The organism is Algorimicrobium algoritergicola (genome assembly GCF_008086165.1).
GTDB lineage: Bacteria > Bacteroidota > Bacteroidia > Flavobacteriales > Flavobacteriaceae > Algorimicrobium > Algorimicrobium algoritergicola.
Genome location: NZ_VSKL01000003.1, coordinates 145,448 through 161,658, shown reverse-complemented (window position 1 = coordinate 161,658; position 16,211 = coordinate 145,448). Strand labels below are relative to the sequence as shown.

Sequence of the window (16,211 nt, the reverse complement as noted above, 5' to 3'; positions counted from 1 at the left end):
TTACCGTTTCAAAATCACCTTCTCAATACGTGTCATGTTATTAGTTGTGGTAGCTTTAACAATGTAAGTGCCTTCAGAAAAACTATTGTTATCTAGAATAATTTCAGTGGCATTAATGTTTAACTTTTTAACTAACTCACGACCTAACATATCGTAGACGTATACGGATTTAATTGTGTTGTTTTTTGAAGATACCTTAATGTAGTTGCTGTTCGGGGCCGTAATGGTTATTCCCGAATTAGCATTAAATTCTTCAACTGACAGCGCGTTATCTGTATATCGTAAAATGAAACGATCATTAAATACCCCGGCTTCTGTATTAAAACTATATGGTGAAATACGGACATTATGGATTATATTGGTATAGGTGTCTTCTATAAATATAATTTGGCCCGTGTCCATAAATAAGCCGTCAAGTGTATTTAGTGCAATACTATAATTTCCGCTTGAAGCTATCTCTACACCTAAAGGAACTAAGTCTGCATCATCAAAAGGAAGGGTTCGTCCTTGAATAGCCATTTCTTCCGTGTTGATTAGTGAATAAAAACGGTTGCTCGTTTCGCTTAATTCAAATCCGTCAAAAAGCCTATCAACATCATTTGTAGCATTCTCAATATAACCCACTAAAATAGAATTTGCTGTGTTGTTTGGTGCAATTAAATCTAGCCAAATACGGTGTTTTTCAATTTCTAAAGGATTTTCAGAAGCATTATTTGTTCTGTAGAACTCACTGTTTACTAACGATGCACTACGCATCGTATTATTGAATATTACATTTTCATTAGTAGATGCAGTGGCATGTTCCATAAGTACAAAAAATGCTTGTCCTGCTGCAATATCACCACCAAATCCAGGTGGATTTGAGCCAGTTCCGTTATGAGCTATATAATCATTAGGATTATAATTGTAGACAAAATCTTCGTAAAAGGGATCGTTTATAGCGCTGGGCACAGCTAAATGCCTCCATAAATAAACGGTTCCTGCAATATTAGTATTTATATTTAAAAATGTATTTGCAGAAATGGCGGAAGGATATGGATTACCAACTAAATTCCAGTTGTCATCTAATCTTGTTGCATCTATATTGCCCCCACCAGTATAATCACCAGCATTGTAAATTCCTCTATTTATTGCTTTGGTAATTACACCATTATTGGGTCTGCCAACAAATTCTGGTGTTCCAGGAGTAGGTGTCCCAGCTACATTTCTAATGATATATCCTTTTCCATTTAGCATGGCTTCGGTTGTTGCTTGCCAATTTCCGTAATTTCCAGCGCCATTTCCTGTAATAGTTGGAATCCATTGGTATATTAATGAAGATCCAGGAGATACATTAGTAACTCCAAATCCTTCTACAGGCGATGACCAATATATATAATCATAAGAACTTGCAATAGTTGCGGTTCGTTGCATGTTAATGGCTCCACCTCCTGTATTGTTGTTAATATTTGTGGCACCATCATTAATTTGGATTAAACTTCCTGAATCTCTAATGTCAATTGAACCATCTAAATGAACCCAGTCTGTTACCACCAGTTTTGTGTTAGATGCTACTTCTAGACTAGCTGTTGAAGCTACAGTCAAATTTAAAGCATAAGCTGGAACTGGGGGTGTAGGCGGTGTAAAGTAGCTTTCATCGGCTATTGGTGGTTCTATGTTTGAAATACCAACATCTGGAATAAGTACGCAGTCCATTGAGGTTGGAACACCATTAGGTTCCCAGTTTCCATCAATAAACCAATTATTATCGATATAACCCATCCAAGTTTTACGACCATCTGTTATCACAACTTCATCCGTAAGCGTAATAGGTGGTCCGCCACATGTTGAATACGTTGATATAGCTGTATAGATGCCAGGTGCCGTTGCCGTATATGTATTAGTGGTTGCATCCGGTACTCCAGAAGTATCAGTTCCTATGTACCATTCAACACCAGTTAGTCTGGAATTACCACTAGGAACAAAACGCCAAGCTTCATTGGTGACTTCCCAATTGGCGTCTAAACCATTTCTGCAAGGAGCAACAATATATTCATTACTAGAAACATCTCCTTGCAAACCAACAATTGCATTTCCTCCGTTCCAAGGAAAAACATTATTGTTATCAATTCTTTTTTCTTCGATATAAACTTCTATAATGTTAGTTGTCTCATATAACACAATCATTCCAGAATATAATATAGAATTGTCACTAAACATAGGGACATCGTTCCATTCGGCAATGAACTTTCTACAACCTACAACTCCTTGTGTTCTTGTTGTAATTGCATTTGCAGGAAGTCCTGTAGGGTCTATGTCATGGTATACACCATAAATGGTTTGTTCAAATAAACCACCAGCTGTACTTGGTAAATTGTTATTAAAAGCGTAACCGCAACCAGTACCAGGTGTATTATTACCATTCATAAAATAAGGCGCCCCAGGAGCATTAACGTCAAAAGTAATCATACTATTTGCTCCTGCAAGTGTATAGTTATATTCATTGTCATAGAAACAAAATGGAAATCCTAGAGCTGTAGGATCATCTGCCCAATAATCATCGTTAGCAATGGTAGAATTGTTAATTGTTGCTCCTAAACTACCTATGTATGTATATGGTATCTTAATAACATCATAAGTCGTCGTTTCATACATTTGTGCATTGGTTGCTAAATCTACGGAGGTAATATTACAATCTAATGTAAAGCTTGGGTTAGGATTGTATGGCGTTATAGCAAACGGATCTGTACCTGCCTCATCAATAACCATTTCACAAGTGTTAGGTGTAGCGTCTATAGTGGGTATACTGCATGGTGTGAATGTTGTTGCGCAGATATCAAATGTACCATTATTATCATTTCCATATTCCCATACTCTAATAAATATGGTTTGACCAGGTGTTAAACCGGTTCTGGTAATTGAAGACATAAAGCCATTGTTGCTACCATCATCATCACACTCTATTAGGGTTAGACCAGCACAAGTTCCCGAATAAAAGGCTATTCCAGAATCTGTAATGACTCCTGTATCTGTATCTACAATTAGTATTCCAGAAGCAGGTACTACAGCAGTGAACCAGACATCTCCACCAGAATAGGATCCACATCCAGGAGCTGGAACACCAGATGTTGCTGTAGCAAACTCATTAGTGTATGTTGCAAAACTACAACTTGAGTTTACTGTTAAGGGTATGGCATTACATGGATTATCATTAGGCGGGACTGTTGCAGCAAGTGTTGTGAATGTAATAGGCCCATCCCATCCACTAAAATTACCAGAGCCACAGTTACTTCTTACAAAAACATAATAAGTTGTATTTGGTGTAAGACCAGTAACATTAGAATTAGTTATGCCTGCGCCAGTATTTCCAGTAAAATCACCGCCAGGTGTATTAGGAGAATTGTCAGGAGAGACTATGTATTGGTAACCTCCTGTTGGAGCAGGTGTTGCTGCAGTCCAATTAATAGTTGCTGTTGTAATTGCTACAGCGGTTGATGCTGTTACTGTTGGAGTATTACATGGTTGGAATGTCGTTGCGCATATATCAAACGTACCATTATTGTCATTTGCATATTCCCAAACTCTAATATATATAGTCTGACCAGGTGTTAATCCGCTTCTAGTTATTGAGGACATTAAACCATTAGCACTATCATCATCATCACATTCAATTAAAGATAAAGCGCCACAAGTTCCCGAATAAAAAGCCATTCCAGAATCGGTCATTACACCTGTATCCGTATCTACAATTAGTGTTCCGTTAGCAGGCACGACAGCTGCAAACCACACATCATTACCAGAGTAAGATGCACAAACAGGAGCTGGAACACCAGTTGTTGCTGTAGCACTTGCATTTGTATATGTCGCAAAACTACAAGTGGCGTTTACCGTTAATGGCGTTGCACTGCATGGATTGTCATTTGCTGGAGGTGGAGGTGGTAAATCTGATATTAAAGAAATATTATCAACTGCAATTGGTGGGTTGCCTCCAAGACTACCATCATTGCGCCATTCAAAAACAATTCTAAAGGTTGTGCCAGCATAAGCTATAGGTAGGCTTTCTGTAGAATTGCTCCAAGCAATTTGCTCACTAAAATCCCCTCCTATTTGAATTCTTCCTGTTGGTGCGGTTCCTGCATTTCCAATTTGGTTGCCGTAAGTTGGTGTAAATGTTGTTGGTACTACCCAAATGCGCATCCGGTCAAATGTGCCTTCTCCGTCACAAACCCAATCGAAATTTAGGGTAATATAAGGCTCTCCAGCAGGAATACTTATATCTCGATACATATGGGAAACACTTGTGGTTCCGTTATTATAAGTATGAGGAGAAGGTGCTGTATTTCTCGCATTAGTAACATAAGCAGAATTTGTACCTGAAAAACCTGGAGTTGATCCTGTATTAATAACCCACTGATTTCTATTTTGTTGCCCTGGAGTATTAGAGAGCCATCCATTTGCAGCAAAAGTAGCACCAGTTTCAAATCCACCGTCTCCAGTTGGATTTATATGCGTAGTTTGAGCATAGCTCTTAAAACTAAAAGATAAAATTACAGCAAATATTAAAATAGAAAACCATAAATTATATTTGCAGTAAACTAAATTTGAAGGTATTTTTCTTATCATAATCTATATTTTTGAACAAGCCAATTGTTATGTAATTAGCATTACTTTAAGCGAAGGTGTCAATAATTATAGATTTGGGATCTAAAATGTTAAAGTATTAAATATAATTACAATTTTAACATATTTTTAAATAATTATTAAAGATTCGTTAACATGTTAAAAATTACCGATAATAAGAATTTAAAAATTGATAATCAGCTTTTTGTAAAACCTGATTATTTGATTGATCCATTTATTTCAGGAAATAAATACCGCAAATTAAAATACAATATTTTAGAAGCTAAAAAGCAAGACTCTAAAACACTTTTAACCTTTGGAGGTGCGTTTTCTAATCATATAGCGGCTGTTGCTGCAGCAGGAAGTCGTTTCGGATTTCAGACTATTGGTGTCATTCGTGGTGAAGAATTATTAAATAAAATTCAAGGAAATGCTACTTTAGAATTTGCTCAAAATCATGGGATGCAATTTCACTTTGTTTCGCGTGAGATGTATCGTGAAAAACAAACCGACGTTTTTATCGAGGATTTAAAAAAACAATTTGGCGATTTTTATCTCATCTCAGAAGGTGGCACCAATAATTTGGCAATAAAAGGTTGCGAAGAAATTTTAACCGAACAAGATTCAGAATTCGATTTTATTACGTGTCCTGTTGGCACAGGCGGAACGATTTCAGGTTTGATAAATTCTTCGGGAAATCATCAAAAAATTCTTGGATTTCCAGCCCTTAAAGGTGATTTTTTACGAAAAGATATTAGTAAATTTGCAAAGCGGGATAATTGGGATTTAATTACGGATTTCCATTTTGGAGGTTATGCTAAAATAAATTCGGAATTAATCAGTTTTATTAATGATTTTAAGCGACAATTTAATATCCCATTAGATCCCATTTATACGGGAAAAATGGCTTTTGGTGTTTTTGATTTAATAAAAAATGGTTATTTTCCAAAAGACGCAAAAATACTGATGATTCATACAGGAGGTCTGCAAGGAATTAATGGTATGAATCGTATTTTGGAAAAGAAGAATATGATAAAAATTCAATGAAAATGAAGCGAGTAGTAGTATTGATTTGTATGACATTAATTGTTTTTAGTTGTGGGTCTAAAAAACGCGCAGCTTCTAAATCCAAAAACAGAACTAAAACGGAACGTGTTGTGAAAACACCCCAGGTGAAAACGCCAACTGTGGAAACGCCACCAGAATATCCTGTTAAAAAAAAGGTAGTAATAAGTAATAGTCCAATTGATGATTATATTGCTTTATATAGTGATATTGCTCAAGAAGAAATGCGCTTATATCACATTCCAGCTAGTATTACGCTGGCCCAAGGAGTTTTAGAATCTAGTTCAGGTCGCGGGCGTTTGGCTGTTGAAGCTAACAATCATTTTGGGATAAAATGTCATGAGTGGACAGGTGCCAGAATATATCATGATGATGATGCCGATCAAGAATGTTTCCGAAAATATAATGATTCGAAATATTCCTATCGTGATCATTCACTTTTTTTGAAGGAGCGTAAACGTTATTATAAGTTATTTGAATTGGAAATTGACGATTATGAAGGTTGGGCTAAAGGTTTAAAAGCTGCTGGATATGCAACCGATAGAAAGTACCCTGATAAATTAATTAGTCTGATTGAGCGCTATGAATTGTTTAAGTATGATGAAATAGTTACTGGAAAAAAAACACGAGTTGCTCAAGTTAGTCCATCTATGGAGTCTTCTCATCGTGTGATTAAAGGTGATACACTTTATTCACTTTCTAAACGCTACAATACAACCGTTGAAAATTTAAAACGCCTCAATAAATTATCATCTAATAATTTGAATATTGGTGATTTAATAGTGGTGAAATCTAATTAAAGTATAAATTTTATGCAATACAAAAGAAGTAGTGCCTTATTTGCACAAGCTGAAAAAGTAATCCCAGGAGGCGTAAATTCTCCAGTGAGAGCTTTTGGCGCTGTTGGTGGAACGCCTATTTTTATAAAAAAAGCACATGGACCCTATTTAATAGATGAAGATGATAATCAATACATTGATTACATTAATTCTTGGGGCCCCATGATTTTAGGTCATGCTTTTCAACCCGTAGTTGATGCGGTAGTTGAAAAAACGAAACTTGGAACATCCTTTGGAACACCTACAGAAATTGAAACTAAAATTGCTGAATTAGCGGTTTCCATGGTTCCAAATATTGATAAAATTAGATTTGTAAATTCGGGAACCGAAGCTTGTATGAGCGCTGTGCGTTTAGCACGTGGTTTTACAGGGAAAGATAAAATTATAAAGTTTGGCGGCTGTTATCATGGCCATAGTGACAGTTTTTTAATCCAAGCAGGAAGTGGTGCTGTTACGTTTGGATCACCAAATAGTCCAGGTGTTACTAAGGGTACAGCCAAAGATACCTTACTTGCTAGGTTTAACGATTTAGAAAATGTAGAAGCGCTTATTCAAGCTAACCTGAATGAAATAGCTTGTATTATCATTGAGCCTGTGGCAGGGAATATGGGTTGTATTCCTCCTAAACCTAATTTTTTACAAGGCTTAAGAGATTTGTGTACACAGCACAATATTCTTTTAATTTTTGATGAGGTTATGACTGGTTTCCGCTTATCAAAAGGAGGCGTCCAACAGTTATTTGGTGTTAAGGCGGATATTGTTTGTTTTGGAAAAGTAATAGGAGGTGGTTTACCAGTTGGTGCATTTGCTGCTCGCGAAGAAATAATGAATCATTTAGCGCCTCTCGGACCTGTTTATCAAGCCGGAACATTAAGTGGTAATCCATTAGCTATGGCTGCTGGTTTGGCTATGTTGCAAGCATTGAATAATGATAATGAAATTTATAGACGACTAGAAGAAAAAACAGCCTATTTACATAATGGGATGTCTAAAGTTTTAACTGAAAGTAATATCGTTCATACCATTAATAGAGTTGGTTCCATGATATCAGTTCATTTTTCAGATACACCTGTTGTGGATTTTCAATCGGCTGCCGATGGGAATAATGAAACCTTTAAAAAGTTTTTCCATGGTTTATTAGATCGTGGTATTTATATAGCGCCAAGTGCATTTGAAACATGGTTTATTACAGATGCTTTGAGTTATGATGATCTAGACAAAACAATTGAAGTAGTTGGCAAAGTTGCTAAAACATTATAAATTAAAAAGCGATCTGAATTTCAGATCGCTTTTTTGTAACACTCATAAATAAAAGCTCTTTCTTATATAGGGAGCATTTTACTAAATTCTTTTTTCTGGTCGTCATCTAAAACCTTTTTCATATCATTTTGAAATTTAGGCTCATCTAATAAGGCTCTTGAAATACCATCCAAATTATCGCTAGATCCAGATTCTAAAAGTTTACTAGCAGAATCGCCAATTAATTTTTGAAACTTCGGCGATTTCAATTGACTTACAACTAAATCTGAAGCCATTTTTTGTTGCGATTCATTTAAATTTAATTTTTTAGCAAACTTTTTAACTTGATCGCCAGCTATTTTATCAATCATAGAGCTTGATTCGCTGGATGTAGTAGAGCTTAAGCTATTTAAATCTTGTGCAGAAAGCTGCATACCTATTAAAGCTAATACAATAACTAGTAATTTTTTCATAATAGAGTTTTTTATTGATTGTGAAATTAACGATATTTTTTTTAATATAAAAAAAGGCAGATATTTTAATTCATATCTGCCTTTAGTAAACTAATTAACCAACTCAAATTTTATTTTCCATGTTTTTTCTGCTTTCTTGAATTGCGTCCTTTTTCCATGCGTTCCTTTTGAAGCTTCTCCCATTTAGCGTATTGCTCATCATTTAAAATCTCTTTCATTTTAGCTTTCATAGCAATTTGCTTATCCAACTTGTCATTTTTCATTTTAAGCTTGTTGTCTTTCGAAACTGACTTCGCTTCTTTTTCTTTCTGAAGTTCTTGACGTTTTTCCATCATGGCTTTGCGTTCTTTTGCACCTTCAAGGTTCAATGCCATAACTTGCTTTTGTTGTACTTCCGTTAAATCTAAATCCAACGTTAATTTTTTAGTTTGTAACTCCGCCATTTCTTCTGGCGTGTAAGATTGCATCTTTTCAGTTCGTTCGCCTTTTTTATGCATTTGTTTTTTGTCTTGAGCAGACATTTGAATAGTTACTAATGCTAAAGCAATTAAAAATATTTTTTTCATGATTTATAAGTATTAATGTTTGTTACATATAAGACATGAAAATATTAAAAAGGTTTAATGTCATAGATTTTAGGGATGAGATATTGGTAGGTTCTTTAGCCGGAAACAAAAGGCCTTACTTTACATTTTAAACCAATTAAGATATAGGGTTGTTTACGTTATTATATCAAGTTAGATTAAAATTGATTGTATCGTTATTCTCGTGCTGAATTGTTAAGTATTCTTAAATTCAGGTGTTTACTGTTAAATATTTCTAAATAAATGAAACCTTTTAAAGAGTTTTAAGTCTAACAGTTAAATATAAATACACAAACAGAAAATGAAACATTTATTAGTCGTAAGCGGATTATTACTTGCAGCAAGTACAACCGTGGCTAGCAATTTTGTAACAGATAACTTTACAACCAACCCGCACAAGCATAAACCTAATCTTGTAGCAGATAATTCTGTAATTAGTATTCAGGATGTACATGTAATTGAATTGGATGAGCCTATAGAATTAGGTTTTGATGTGAAGCAATACTTACCAAACAATTTTAATGCTTTAGAAGGTAAGAATGATCTCAATTTAGATGAAGTTTCATTAATTGATATACCTGAAGATATAAATCTTGGTTTTGATTCTGATTCATATTTGCCAAAAGATTTCAACCCTTTAAAAGGTAAAGACGCTATTAACTGGGAAGAAGTTTCTCTAATAGAAATAGAAGAAGACGTTCAGTTTAATTTTAATGTCAACGATTATTTGCCTAAAGGATTTAATCCCAATAAATAAATTTAGTTTTTCATATTAGTTTTTAGTTAGTTAGTTAAAAAACCCAATGATACGTATATCATTGGGTTTTTGTTTTGTTTCTTTAATTAATAAATTTCTATAAGGAATTTAAATATTGACGAATTAAATCATAGCCTTCACTATGAACAATACTTGTACCAATTAATGGCATACTAATACCGGGATTATAATTACGCATACGATTGTCTATGCTGCCTTTACGGTCAAAAATCATGGATTCAGCAAAAGGTGTTTCGTAAGTTAAACGTAATTCAGACTGGAATTCGCAATAGCCACCATCTGAATGGCAATGTGCACAATTAACATCAAAATAGGCGCGAGAACGCTCTTCAACTGTATAACTCGTGTCTTCCCAATTTGGTAATGTCGTAACGCTTGATGGATCTGAAAGATTTGATAAATGTCCAGCATTAATAAAATCTTGAAGCTGATTATTAAAATTCATAGTCCTCATTTTAGGTCCTATAGGCGTAATTGTATTACTACTAGTATGGCAATTTATACAATCTTGCATGGACGGAACGCCATAATTAATAGTGTTAGTGGTTCCGCTATCGTCAATAAATGATACAGGAACGGTATGTGCCATATCATCCAAAACGGCATCCGTTTGATTGGCATTCCACTTATAATTTCCTAATTCCCAAACACCATTAATTTTAATTAAAAGTCGCGTTTCAATAATTGTTTTTCCTAATGATTCATCACGCTCATCATTATTATAATAAAAGGTTTTTGATATAACCGTATTATCTGGAAAATCTGGAAATCCGTTATCTACAAAATCCATGGTCGTTCCTGGAGGCAAGGCTATTAAACGCTGTTTATGCGCATAGTCTGTAAATAATGGTGTATTTAAGTTGTATTCAAAAGCACGAGAGCTTGGTGTTAAATTGTTTAGATTTCCTGTAAATAAATTCAAATCAGAAAGATTTGGAAGGAGTTCCGGAATCACTAAAGGAGCAGACGTGGTAAAATTAAAAACATCTGAATACATACTGGAATTATCAATGCTACAAATTGTTTTTATATAAACATCATAACTCGTGTTTGCTGCAAGATTCGTTAGCATAACGGAAGTTTCTGCGCGATTAATAGTGGTGCCTGAACCTAGCATAAAGCCAGATAAACCATATTCAACCGTAAAAGAAGTTGCGCTGTTGGAGTCTGTCCAAATTATTTCAGCACTTTCAAATGTTATGGTATTGGCAATAACACTTGTTGGTTTAGCACATTGTTGCACCGTTACAGTATCATCATCATTGGAGCATGAAGCAATAAGTAGGAAGGCGAAAAGGAGTAGTAAATTATTTTTCATTATTGATTAATTTTTAACGAATGTTAAAATAGTATTTTTCAACTTCAGATTATATATAAAATTAATAAAATTCTGATAATTCCTGTATAATTCGCAATGACACTATTTTTTTCTAGATAAATTCGCGATACTGCATCACCCGAAAATCAAAGGTATTAAAGTCAGGATTACGTGCCTTTAGTTGCTTGTAAAGTGGCAATCTGCTTATAGAAATATTGGCTGCACCAGAACCAGAAGTCAAGGAAACTGTTCTGATAATTCGTTCTGTGGTTTCTGAATTCATATTAAATTGATGAATTCTTGGAACCTCATTAGAAAGAACTTCCAATTTCAAATTATAAGTTTTTAAATGTTTTCTGAAGAAATATTCCGGACCATTTTTACTGTTCCCTCCTGTGAATAACAAGGTGTCAATGCTTGGAAATTCTTCTAAATAACCCAAGATATCCCGCAATATAATGTTTTTCATGCCTAAATCTGAAGCGTCAATTTTTTCGCGTTCCGCACTTGCTACAATATCACAAACGCCAATTTTATGTTGAATTAAAAATTGTTTGCGTTCTAGAATGGCTTCTTCAGAATTGTCATAGCGTAAATTTAGATTGTGAATTTTATCAATAAACAACCACAGACTATTATAGTAACTGCCATAGCAGAAATCGACGTCTTTTTCAAGCAAATCACCAATTGAAAAACGTGGCGGCGGTAAGGTGCCAACAATTAATTTGGTGGTATTCTCTTGAATAAAAGGTTGGTATGGATGCTTGTGAAAGAATGTCATTTTTGCTTTTAAAGGCGGTTAATTTGTTGTAAATTATAATTTAACTTTTAAAAACAAAAAAGTCATGGGAAAAGGTGATAAAAAAACAAAACGCGGTAAAATTAATCGAGGTTCATATGGTGTAAGACGTCCACGAATTAAGAAACAAGTGCGTCCTGAAGAAAAAATAAGTGTTGATAAAAAGGCGAAGGCTTAAAGCTTGTTGACCTTGTAATTATCGGGTGAAAACTAATTTGTTAGCGCCAGATAATTCATCACTCAAACCATAACCTTCTAAATTGAAGGCTTTAACATCATCTAAAGTTTTAGCGTTTTCGTCAATAATAAAGCGCGTCATTAATCCTCTGGCTGCTTTAGCAAAAATACCAATGGTTTTATATTTGCCGCCTTTAAATTCTTTAAAGTCCACATCTATAACTGGTACTTTTAAGGCTTTTGTATCAATAGCTTTAAAATATTCATTACTAGCTAAATTCAGAAAAAGTTCATCATCTTCTAATTCGTCATTCAAGGATTTTGTAACTTTCTTCTTCCAAAATTCATACAGATTTTTGTTTTTTCCAACTGCTAATTTGGTGCCCATTTCCAATCGGTAAGGCATAATTAAATCCAAAGGTTTTAAAACACCATATAATCCTGATAAAATCCGGACTGTATTTTGAAGGGAATCAATTTTTTCTGCTGGAATAGTATACGCATCCAAACCACGATACACATCACCATTAAAGGCATAAATAGCTTGTCTGGCAGAGCCTTCCTTAAAGGGTAGTTCCCATTCTTGATTTCGATCGTAATTCAACTGACTTAAATTATCGGAAATACTCATAAGCTTCGATATGCTTTTAGGAGATTTCTTTTTCAATAATCCATTTAAACGTTCAGATTCTTTCAAGAACTCGGATTCCGTAGTTTTGGAAGTAGGCAATGTACTATCGTAGTCTAATGATTTGGCTGGAGATAAAACGAGTTTCATAGGTGTTTACTGAATATTTGAGTGTTATTTTAATCTAAAAAAAGGACATTACTAAATTACAACAATTCTTTAATTTCATGATTGATAAAACTAAAGTTATAATCGCCAGTTATAATGAAATCTGACGTCATAGCTTCATCATTAGTTGGATACCATGTTTTCTTATTTTTATCTACTAAAATAAAAAGACCTTTATGGCTTCCTAAAGCGCAAAATCTAGAAAAATCACCATCAAAAATGGAGATGGGTTTTATAGAATTAATTTCTTGATATAATTTTTGAATATCATTTGTAGCTATACCCACTTCACTAATAGATACGATGGTATTTGCTGAAAACGCAAAATCACTTTCAAAATCCAAGTCCTCTCGGGCTATAAATTCTAAAATGTTGTTATTTGCATCATAAAAATAAATGGACTTGGCTTTCCAATCCGGAAAATTGGTGATTAATTCGCCTTCATTTTCAATAAGTTCCGTTCGCGTTTTTAACCAATGTAATGCGTCATAAATGGCGTTGCTCGGAATATTAAATGCCATATGAGATGTTTTAAAATTGGTGTTATATTGAAACGTTAATATACTTGAACCAAGTTTAAAAGAAATTTTTTCCAAGGAATCCACCAATTGTTCAAGCCCTAAAATAGATTTGTAAAACTGTTTTTGCTTTGCAATGGTATTGGTGAATAATGTCAGTTCTTTTATAACCATGTATCAAAAATAAGGCAGAAATGTTGATTTTCTGCCTTATTTAAGTTGATATATGTTATTTGAAAATAAGCTAAATTGATGATGCTATTTACAAGTCATCTTGATGCTTGGAATAATTTCGCCATTTTTCAATACAGTCCTGCATATCCTGTGGGATTTCAGAATCAAATCGCATCATTTCGCCTGTTTTAGGATGTACAAAACCTAACGATTTTGCGTGCAATGCTTGTCGTGGTAAAATTTTAAAACAATTATCTACAAACTGACGGTATTTTGTAAAGGTGGTTCCTTTTAAAATGCGTTCGCCACCATAGCGTTCGTCATTAAATAAGGTATGACCAATATGTTTCATATGCACGCGAATTTGGTGCGTACGTCCTGTTTCTAATTTGCAAGAAACCAAAGTTACGTAGCCCAAGCGTTCAATAACTTTATAATGTGTTACTGCTGGTTTTCCTTTGTCACTCTCATCACCAAAATACACGGTGTTTTGTAATCTGTTTTTTGGATGTCGACCAATATTTCCTTCTATTGTGCCTTCTTCATCTTCCATATTTCCCCAAGCAATAGCTACGTATTCGCGCTCGCTGGTTTTATCAAAAAACTGTTTGGATAAATGTGCCATAGACTCTTCATTCTTGGCAATTACCAATAAACCACTTGTGTCCTTATCAATTCTATGAACCAATCCGGGACGGTTACTGGAGTTGTTTGGCAAGTTTTCAAAATGATAAATCAGGGCATTTATCAAGGTGCCAGAATAATTTCCATGTCCTGGATGTACTACCATACCTGGCTCTTTATTGACAACCAATAAATCGTCATCCTCATAAACAATGTTTATAGGAATGTTTTCTGGTGTCAGCAAATACTCATAAGGTGGATGCTCAAAAAGCACCCGAATTTTATCTAAAGGTTTTACTTTGTAGTTGGATTTTACTTGTTCGTCATTTACATAAATATTGCCGTTTTTTGCAGCAGCTTGAATTTTATTACGCGTCGCGTTTTCAATAAAATTCATTAAATATTTATCAATCCGAAGTGGTGTTTGCCCTTTTTCGGCAGTAAAAGCGTAGTGTTCGTATAAATCGTCTTCTTCGCTTTGATTTTCTGGAGTATAGTCTGCCATAATTAGTTTGAACCTGGTCTGTTTCCGTTACCTAAAACCAAATCGATTTTAGATGTTTTAGGCAATTCATCGCCTTCTTTTATTTCTTTTCCGTTATACATTAATTTTACCACTTCATTTTCACCTAAATAATCGGTAAATGTTATCGTGCCAATAGCAAAGCCAAGTGCTTCCAATGTTGGTTTAGCTTGTCTAAAGGTTTTTTCTTTTAAATTCGGGATTTTTACCTTTCGGAATCCTGATGGATTTAAGGTAACATAAATTTTCCGACCATCTTTAACTTTCTCGCCCGCAATAGGGTCTTGCTCAATCACTGAAAATTTTGGATAATCAGGGTTATAATTTGAAGAATCTAAAATTTCTAATTTTAAATTGTTTTCATTTAATTCCAAATTGGCCACACCTATAGATTTTCCTTTTAAATCGGGAACAGTTTCAAATTCACCATGATTTGTGGTGACATTTAACCATTTTAATAAAATGAAACAAAAAACTACTAAACCAACAATGGCTAGAATAATTTGAATTAGGAATGTTTTACTAGTCAGAAATTTTATAAAACTCATGGAAACGGATTTGTTGGGCAAATATATAAAAACAGAACTGTTTTTAGTTTTGATTTATTAGTGATATTTTAGCTTAACTAATAATAGATACGTTTTATTGTTAGTTTTAGACTTAAATTGATTCGTAAACTTTAAATATGACGCCTTTAATTGCGGAAATATAGCCAATGAAAAAGAATATTGCCATTATTATGGGTGGTTACTCTAGTGAGTACGAAATTTCCCTAAAAAGCGGAAACGTGGTTTATAACGCTTTAAATACTTTAGATAATTATCATGTTTTTCGCATTCATATTTTTGAAAATAAATGGGTGTTTGTTTCGGATACGGATACGGAGTTTCCAATTGATAAAAACGATTTTTCGGTTGTAGTTGATGACGAGAAAATTACTTTCGATTGTGTTTTTAATGCCATTCACGGATCGCCTGGAGAAGATGGTCTAATGCAAGCCTATTTAGAGCTGCTGAACATTCCGCATACCAGTTGTGCTATGTATCAAGCGGCTTTAACCTTTAACAAACGTGATTGTTTAAGTGTATTAAAACCTTACGGAATTAAAACGGCCGAAAGTTATTATATTAATCTAGGTGATGCTGTTGATGAAGATGCCATTATTAAAAAAGTAGGTTTGCCTTGCTTTGTTAAAGCGAATCGTGCTGGAAGTAGTTTTGGAATTTCGAAAGTCTATAAAAAAGAAGAATTCAAAAAAGCGTTAGAAGTCGCTTATAAAGAAGATGACGAGGTCATTATTGAATCCTATTTAGATGGAACTGAAGTGTCTGTTGGTGTTATTTCCTACCAAGGTGAAATTATAGTATTACCAATTACTGAAATTGTTAGCGAAAATGATTTTTTTGATTATCAAGCGAAGTATTTAGGACAATCTCAAGAAATTACACCTGCGCGAATATCAGAATCCGATGCAGATAAAGTGCGAGCTATAGCAAAAAAAGTATATGAAATATTAAAAATGACGGGCTTTTCCCGAAGTGAATATATTTTTAAAGATGGTGAACCACATTTGTTGGAAGTCAATACCGTTCCAGGTTTAACAAAAGCGAGTATTTTGCCACAACAAGCGGAAGCTGCTGGAATTTCGTTAGAACAATTATTTCAGAATGCCATTGAAGAGGCTTTGAAGTAGTGTTTAGTTTGG

General features: G+C 34.2%; 15 protein-coding genes. 6 read left to right on the top strand and 9 right to left on the bottom strand.

Annotated elements, in window-relative coordinates:
• Positions 1-4,602, bottom strand: coding sequence for a T9SS type A sorting domain-containing protein (locus ES675_RS09885; RefSeq protein WP_066254519.1), 4,602 nt, complete (start codon positions 4,600-4,602; stop codon positions 1-3).
• A 153-nt stretch (positions 4,603-4,755) separates the two neighbouring features.
• On the opposite strand from ES675_RS09885, the gene ES675_RS09880 reads away from it, so the two are divergent.
• From ES675_RS09880 to hemL, 3 genes are read left to right on the top strand one after another with little or no spacing between them, the layout of a single operon-like run.
• Positions 4,756-5,646, top strand: coding sequence for a 1-aminocyclopropane-1-carboxylate deaminase/D-cysteine desulfhydrase (locus ES675_RS09880; protein WP_148367414.1), 891 nt, complete (start codon positions 4,756-4,758; stop codon positions 5,644-5,646).
• Positions 5,643-6,464 carry a glucosaminidase domain-containing protein gene (locus ES675_RS09875; protein WP_066254526.1) on the top strand — a complete coding sequence of 274 codons (822 nt, stop codon included), beginning with the start codon at positions 5,643-5,645 and terminating at the stop codon, positions 6,462-6,464. The genes ES675_RS09880 and ES675_RS09875 overlap by 4 nt, the downstream gene beginning before the upstream one ends.
• Before the next feature lie 12 nt (positions 6,465-6,476).
• On the top strand, positions 6,477-7,763 hold the full coding sequence (hemL, locus tag ES675_RS09870) for a glutamate-1-semialdehyde 2,1-aminomutase (protein ID WP_066254531.1): 1,287 nt from the start codon (positions 6,477-6,479) through the stop codon (positions 7,761-7,763).
• A gap of 62 nt (positions 7,764-7,825) precedes the next feature.
• On the opposite strand, the gene ES675_RS09865 is transcribed toward hemL, so the two are convergent.
• Positions 7,826-8,215 (bottom strand): hypothetical protein, encoded by a 390-nt coding sequence (locus ES675_RS09865; RefSeq protein ID WP_066254533.1) that lies wholly within the window; start codon positions 8,213-8,215, stop codon positions 7,826-7,828.
• A 110-nt stretch (positions 8,216-8,325) separates the two neighbouring features.
• The gene (locus ES675_RS09860) at positions 8,326-8,781 is read right to left on the bottom strand and encodes a hypothetical protein (protein ID WP_066254535.1); all 456 of its coding nucleotides are present in this window, start codon (positions 8,779-8,781) and stop codon (positions 8,326-8,328) included.
• 319 nt (positions 8,782-9,100) lie between these two features.
• On the opposite strand from ES675_RS09860, the gene ES675_RS09855 reads away from it, so the two are divergent.
• Positions 9,101-9,556 carry a hypothetical protein gene (locus ES675_RS09855; RefSeq protein WP_066254538.1) on the top strand — a complete coding sequence of 152 codons (456 nt, stop codon included), beginning with the start codon at positions 9,101-9,103 and terminating at the stop codon, positions 9,554-9,556.
• Between the two features lie 97 nt (positions 9,557-9,653).
• Here the strand turns inward: ES675_RS09855 and ES675_RS09850 are convergent, their stop codons facing one another.
• Positions 9,654-10,895: a fibronectin type III domain-containing protein gene (locus tag ES675_RS09850; protein WP_231931317.1), complete on the bottom strand. Its 1,242-nt coding sequence runs from the start codon at positions 10,893-10,895 to the stop codon at positions 9,654-9,656.
• A gap of 112 nt (positions 10,896-11,007) precedes the next feature.
• A complete protein-coding gene (locus tag ES675_RS09845) occupies positions 11,008-11,676 on the bottom strand; it encodes a uracil-DNA glycosylase family protein (RefSeq protein WP_066254544.1) in 669 nt (222 codons plus the stop codon).
• Between the two features lie 64 nt (positions 11,677-11,740).
• On the opposite strand from ES675_RS09845, the gene ES675_RS09840 reads away from it, so the two are divergent.
• Positions 11,741-11,872 carry a 30S ribosomal protein THX gene (locus ES675_RS09840; protein WP_066254547.1) on the top strand — a complete coding sequence of 44 codons (132 nt, stop codon included), beginning with the start codon at positions 11,741-11,743 and terminating at the stop codon, positions 11,870-11,872.
• An 18-nt stretch (positions 11,873-11,890) separates the two neighbouring features.
• On the opposite strand, the gene yaaA is transcribed toward ES675_RS09840, so the two are convergent.
• The 4 genes from yaaA to ES675_RS09820 all read right to left on the bottom strand — a co-directional run bounded on the left by yaaA (position 11,891) and on the right by ES675_RS09820 (position 15,054).
• The gene (gene yaaA / locus ES675_RS09835) at positions 11,891-12,649 is read right to left on the bottom strand and encodes a peroxide stress protein YaaA (RefSeq protein ID WP_066254550.1); all 759 of its coding nucleotides are present in this window, start codon (positions 12,647-12,649) and stop codon (positions 11,891-11,893) included.
• A 56-nt stretch (positions 12,650-12,705) separates the two neighbouring features.
• The gene (locus ES675_RS09830) at positions 12,706-13,359 is read right to left on the bottom strand and encodes a VOC family protein (RefSeq protein ID WP_066254554.1); all 654 of its coding nucleotides are present in this window, start codon (positions 13,357-13,359) and stop codon (positions 12,706-12,708) included.
• A gap of 88 nt (positions 13,360-13,447) precedes the next feature.
• Positions 13,448-14,488 carry an RluA family pseudouridine synthase gene (locus ES675_RS09825; protein WP_066254562.1) on the bottom strand — a complete coding sequence of 347 codons (1,041 nt, stop codon included), beginning with the start codon at positions 14,486-14,488 and terminating at the stop codon, positions 13,448-13,450.
• Positions 14,489-14,490: 2 nt separating this feature from the next.
• Entirely contained in the window at positions 14,491-15,054 is a 564-nt protein-coding gene (locus ES675_RS09820) for a PASTA domain-containing protein (protein ID WP_066254565.1), read from the bottom strand.
• Between the two features lie 167 nt (positions 15,055-15,221).
• Between ES675_RS09820 and ES675_RS09815 the strand changes: the two genes are divergently transcribed.
• Positions 15,222-16,199: a D-alanine--D-alanine ligase gene (locus ES675_RS09815; RefSeq protein WP_066254569.1), complete on the top strand. Its 978-nt coding sequence runs from the start codon at positions 15,222-15,224 to the stop codon at positions 16,197-16,199.
• The last annotated feature ends 12 nt before the right edge of the window (positions 16,200-16,211 follow it).

Bases quoted from the DNA above. Each gene is read 5' to 3' on its own strand.
- ES675_RS09885 (WP_066254519.1), bottom strand. From the start codon at position 4,602: ATGATAAGAAAAATACCTTCAAATTTAGTTTACTGCAAATATAATTTA.
- ES675_RS09880 (WP_148367414.1), top strand. From the start codon at position 4,756: ATGTTAAAAATTACCGATAATAAGAATTTAAAAATTGATAATCAGCTT.
- ES675_RS09875 (WP_066254526.1), top strand. From the start codon at position 5,643: ATGAAAATGAAGCGAGTAGTAGTATTGATTTGTATGACATTAATTGTT.
- hemL (WP_066254531.1), top strand. From the start codon at position 6,477: ATGCAATACAAAAGAAGTAGTGCCTTATTTGCACAAGCTGAAAAAGTA.
- ES675_RS09865 (WP_066254533.1), bottom strand. From the start codon at position 8,215: ATGAAAAAATTACTAGTTATTGTATTAGCTTTAATAGGTATGCAGCTT.
- ES675_RS09860 (WP_066254535.1), bottom strand. From the start codon at position 8,781: ATGAAAAAAATATTTTTAATTGCTTTAGCATTAGTAACTATTCAAATG.
- ES675_RS09855 (WP_066254538.1), top strand. From the start codon at position 9,101: ATGAAACATTTATTAGTCGTAAGCGGATTATTACTTGCAGCAAGTACA.
- ES675_RS09850 (WP_231931317.1), bottom strand. From the start codon at position 10,895: ATGAAAAATAATTTACTACTCCTTTTCGCCTTCCTACTTATTGCTTCA.
- ES675_RS09845 (WP_066254544.1), bottom strand. From the start codon at position 11,676: ATGACATTCTTTCACAAGCATCCATACCAACCTTTTATTCAAGAGAAT.
- ES675_RS09840 (WP_066254547.1), top strand. From the start codon at position 11,741: ATGGGAAAAGGTGATAAAAAAACAAAACGCGGTAAAATTAATCGAGGT.
- yaaA (WP_066254550.1), bottom strand. From the start codon at position 12,649: ATGAAACTCGTTTTATCTCCAGCCAAATCATTAGACTACGATAGTACA.
- ES675_RS09830 (WP_066254554.1), bottom strand. From the start codon at position 13,359: ATGGTTATAAAAGAACTGACATTATTCACCAATACCATTGCAAAGCAA.
- ES675_RS09825 (WP_066254562.1), bottom strand. From the start codon at position 14,488: ATGGCAGACTATACTCCAGAAAATCAAAGCGAAGAAGACGATTTATAC.
- ES675_RS09820 (WP_066254565.1), bottom strand. From the start codon at position 15,054: ATGAGTTTTATAAAATTTCTGACTAGTAAAACATTCCTAATTCAAATT.
- ES675_RS09815 (WP_066254569.1), top strand. From the start codon at position 15,222: ATGAAAAAGAATATTGCCATTATTATGGGTGGTTACTCTAGTGAGTAC.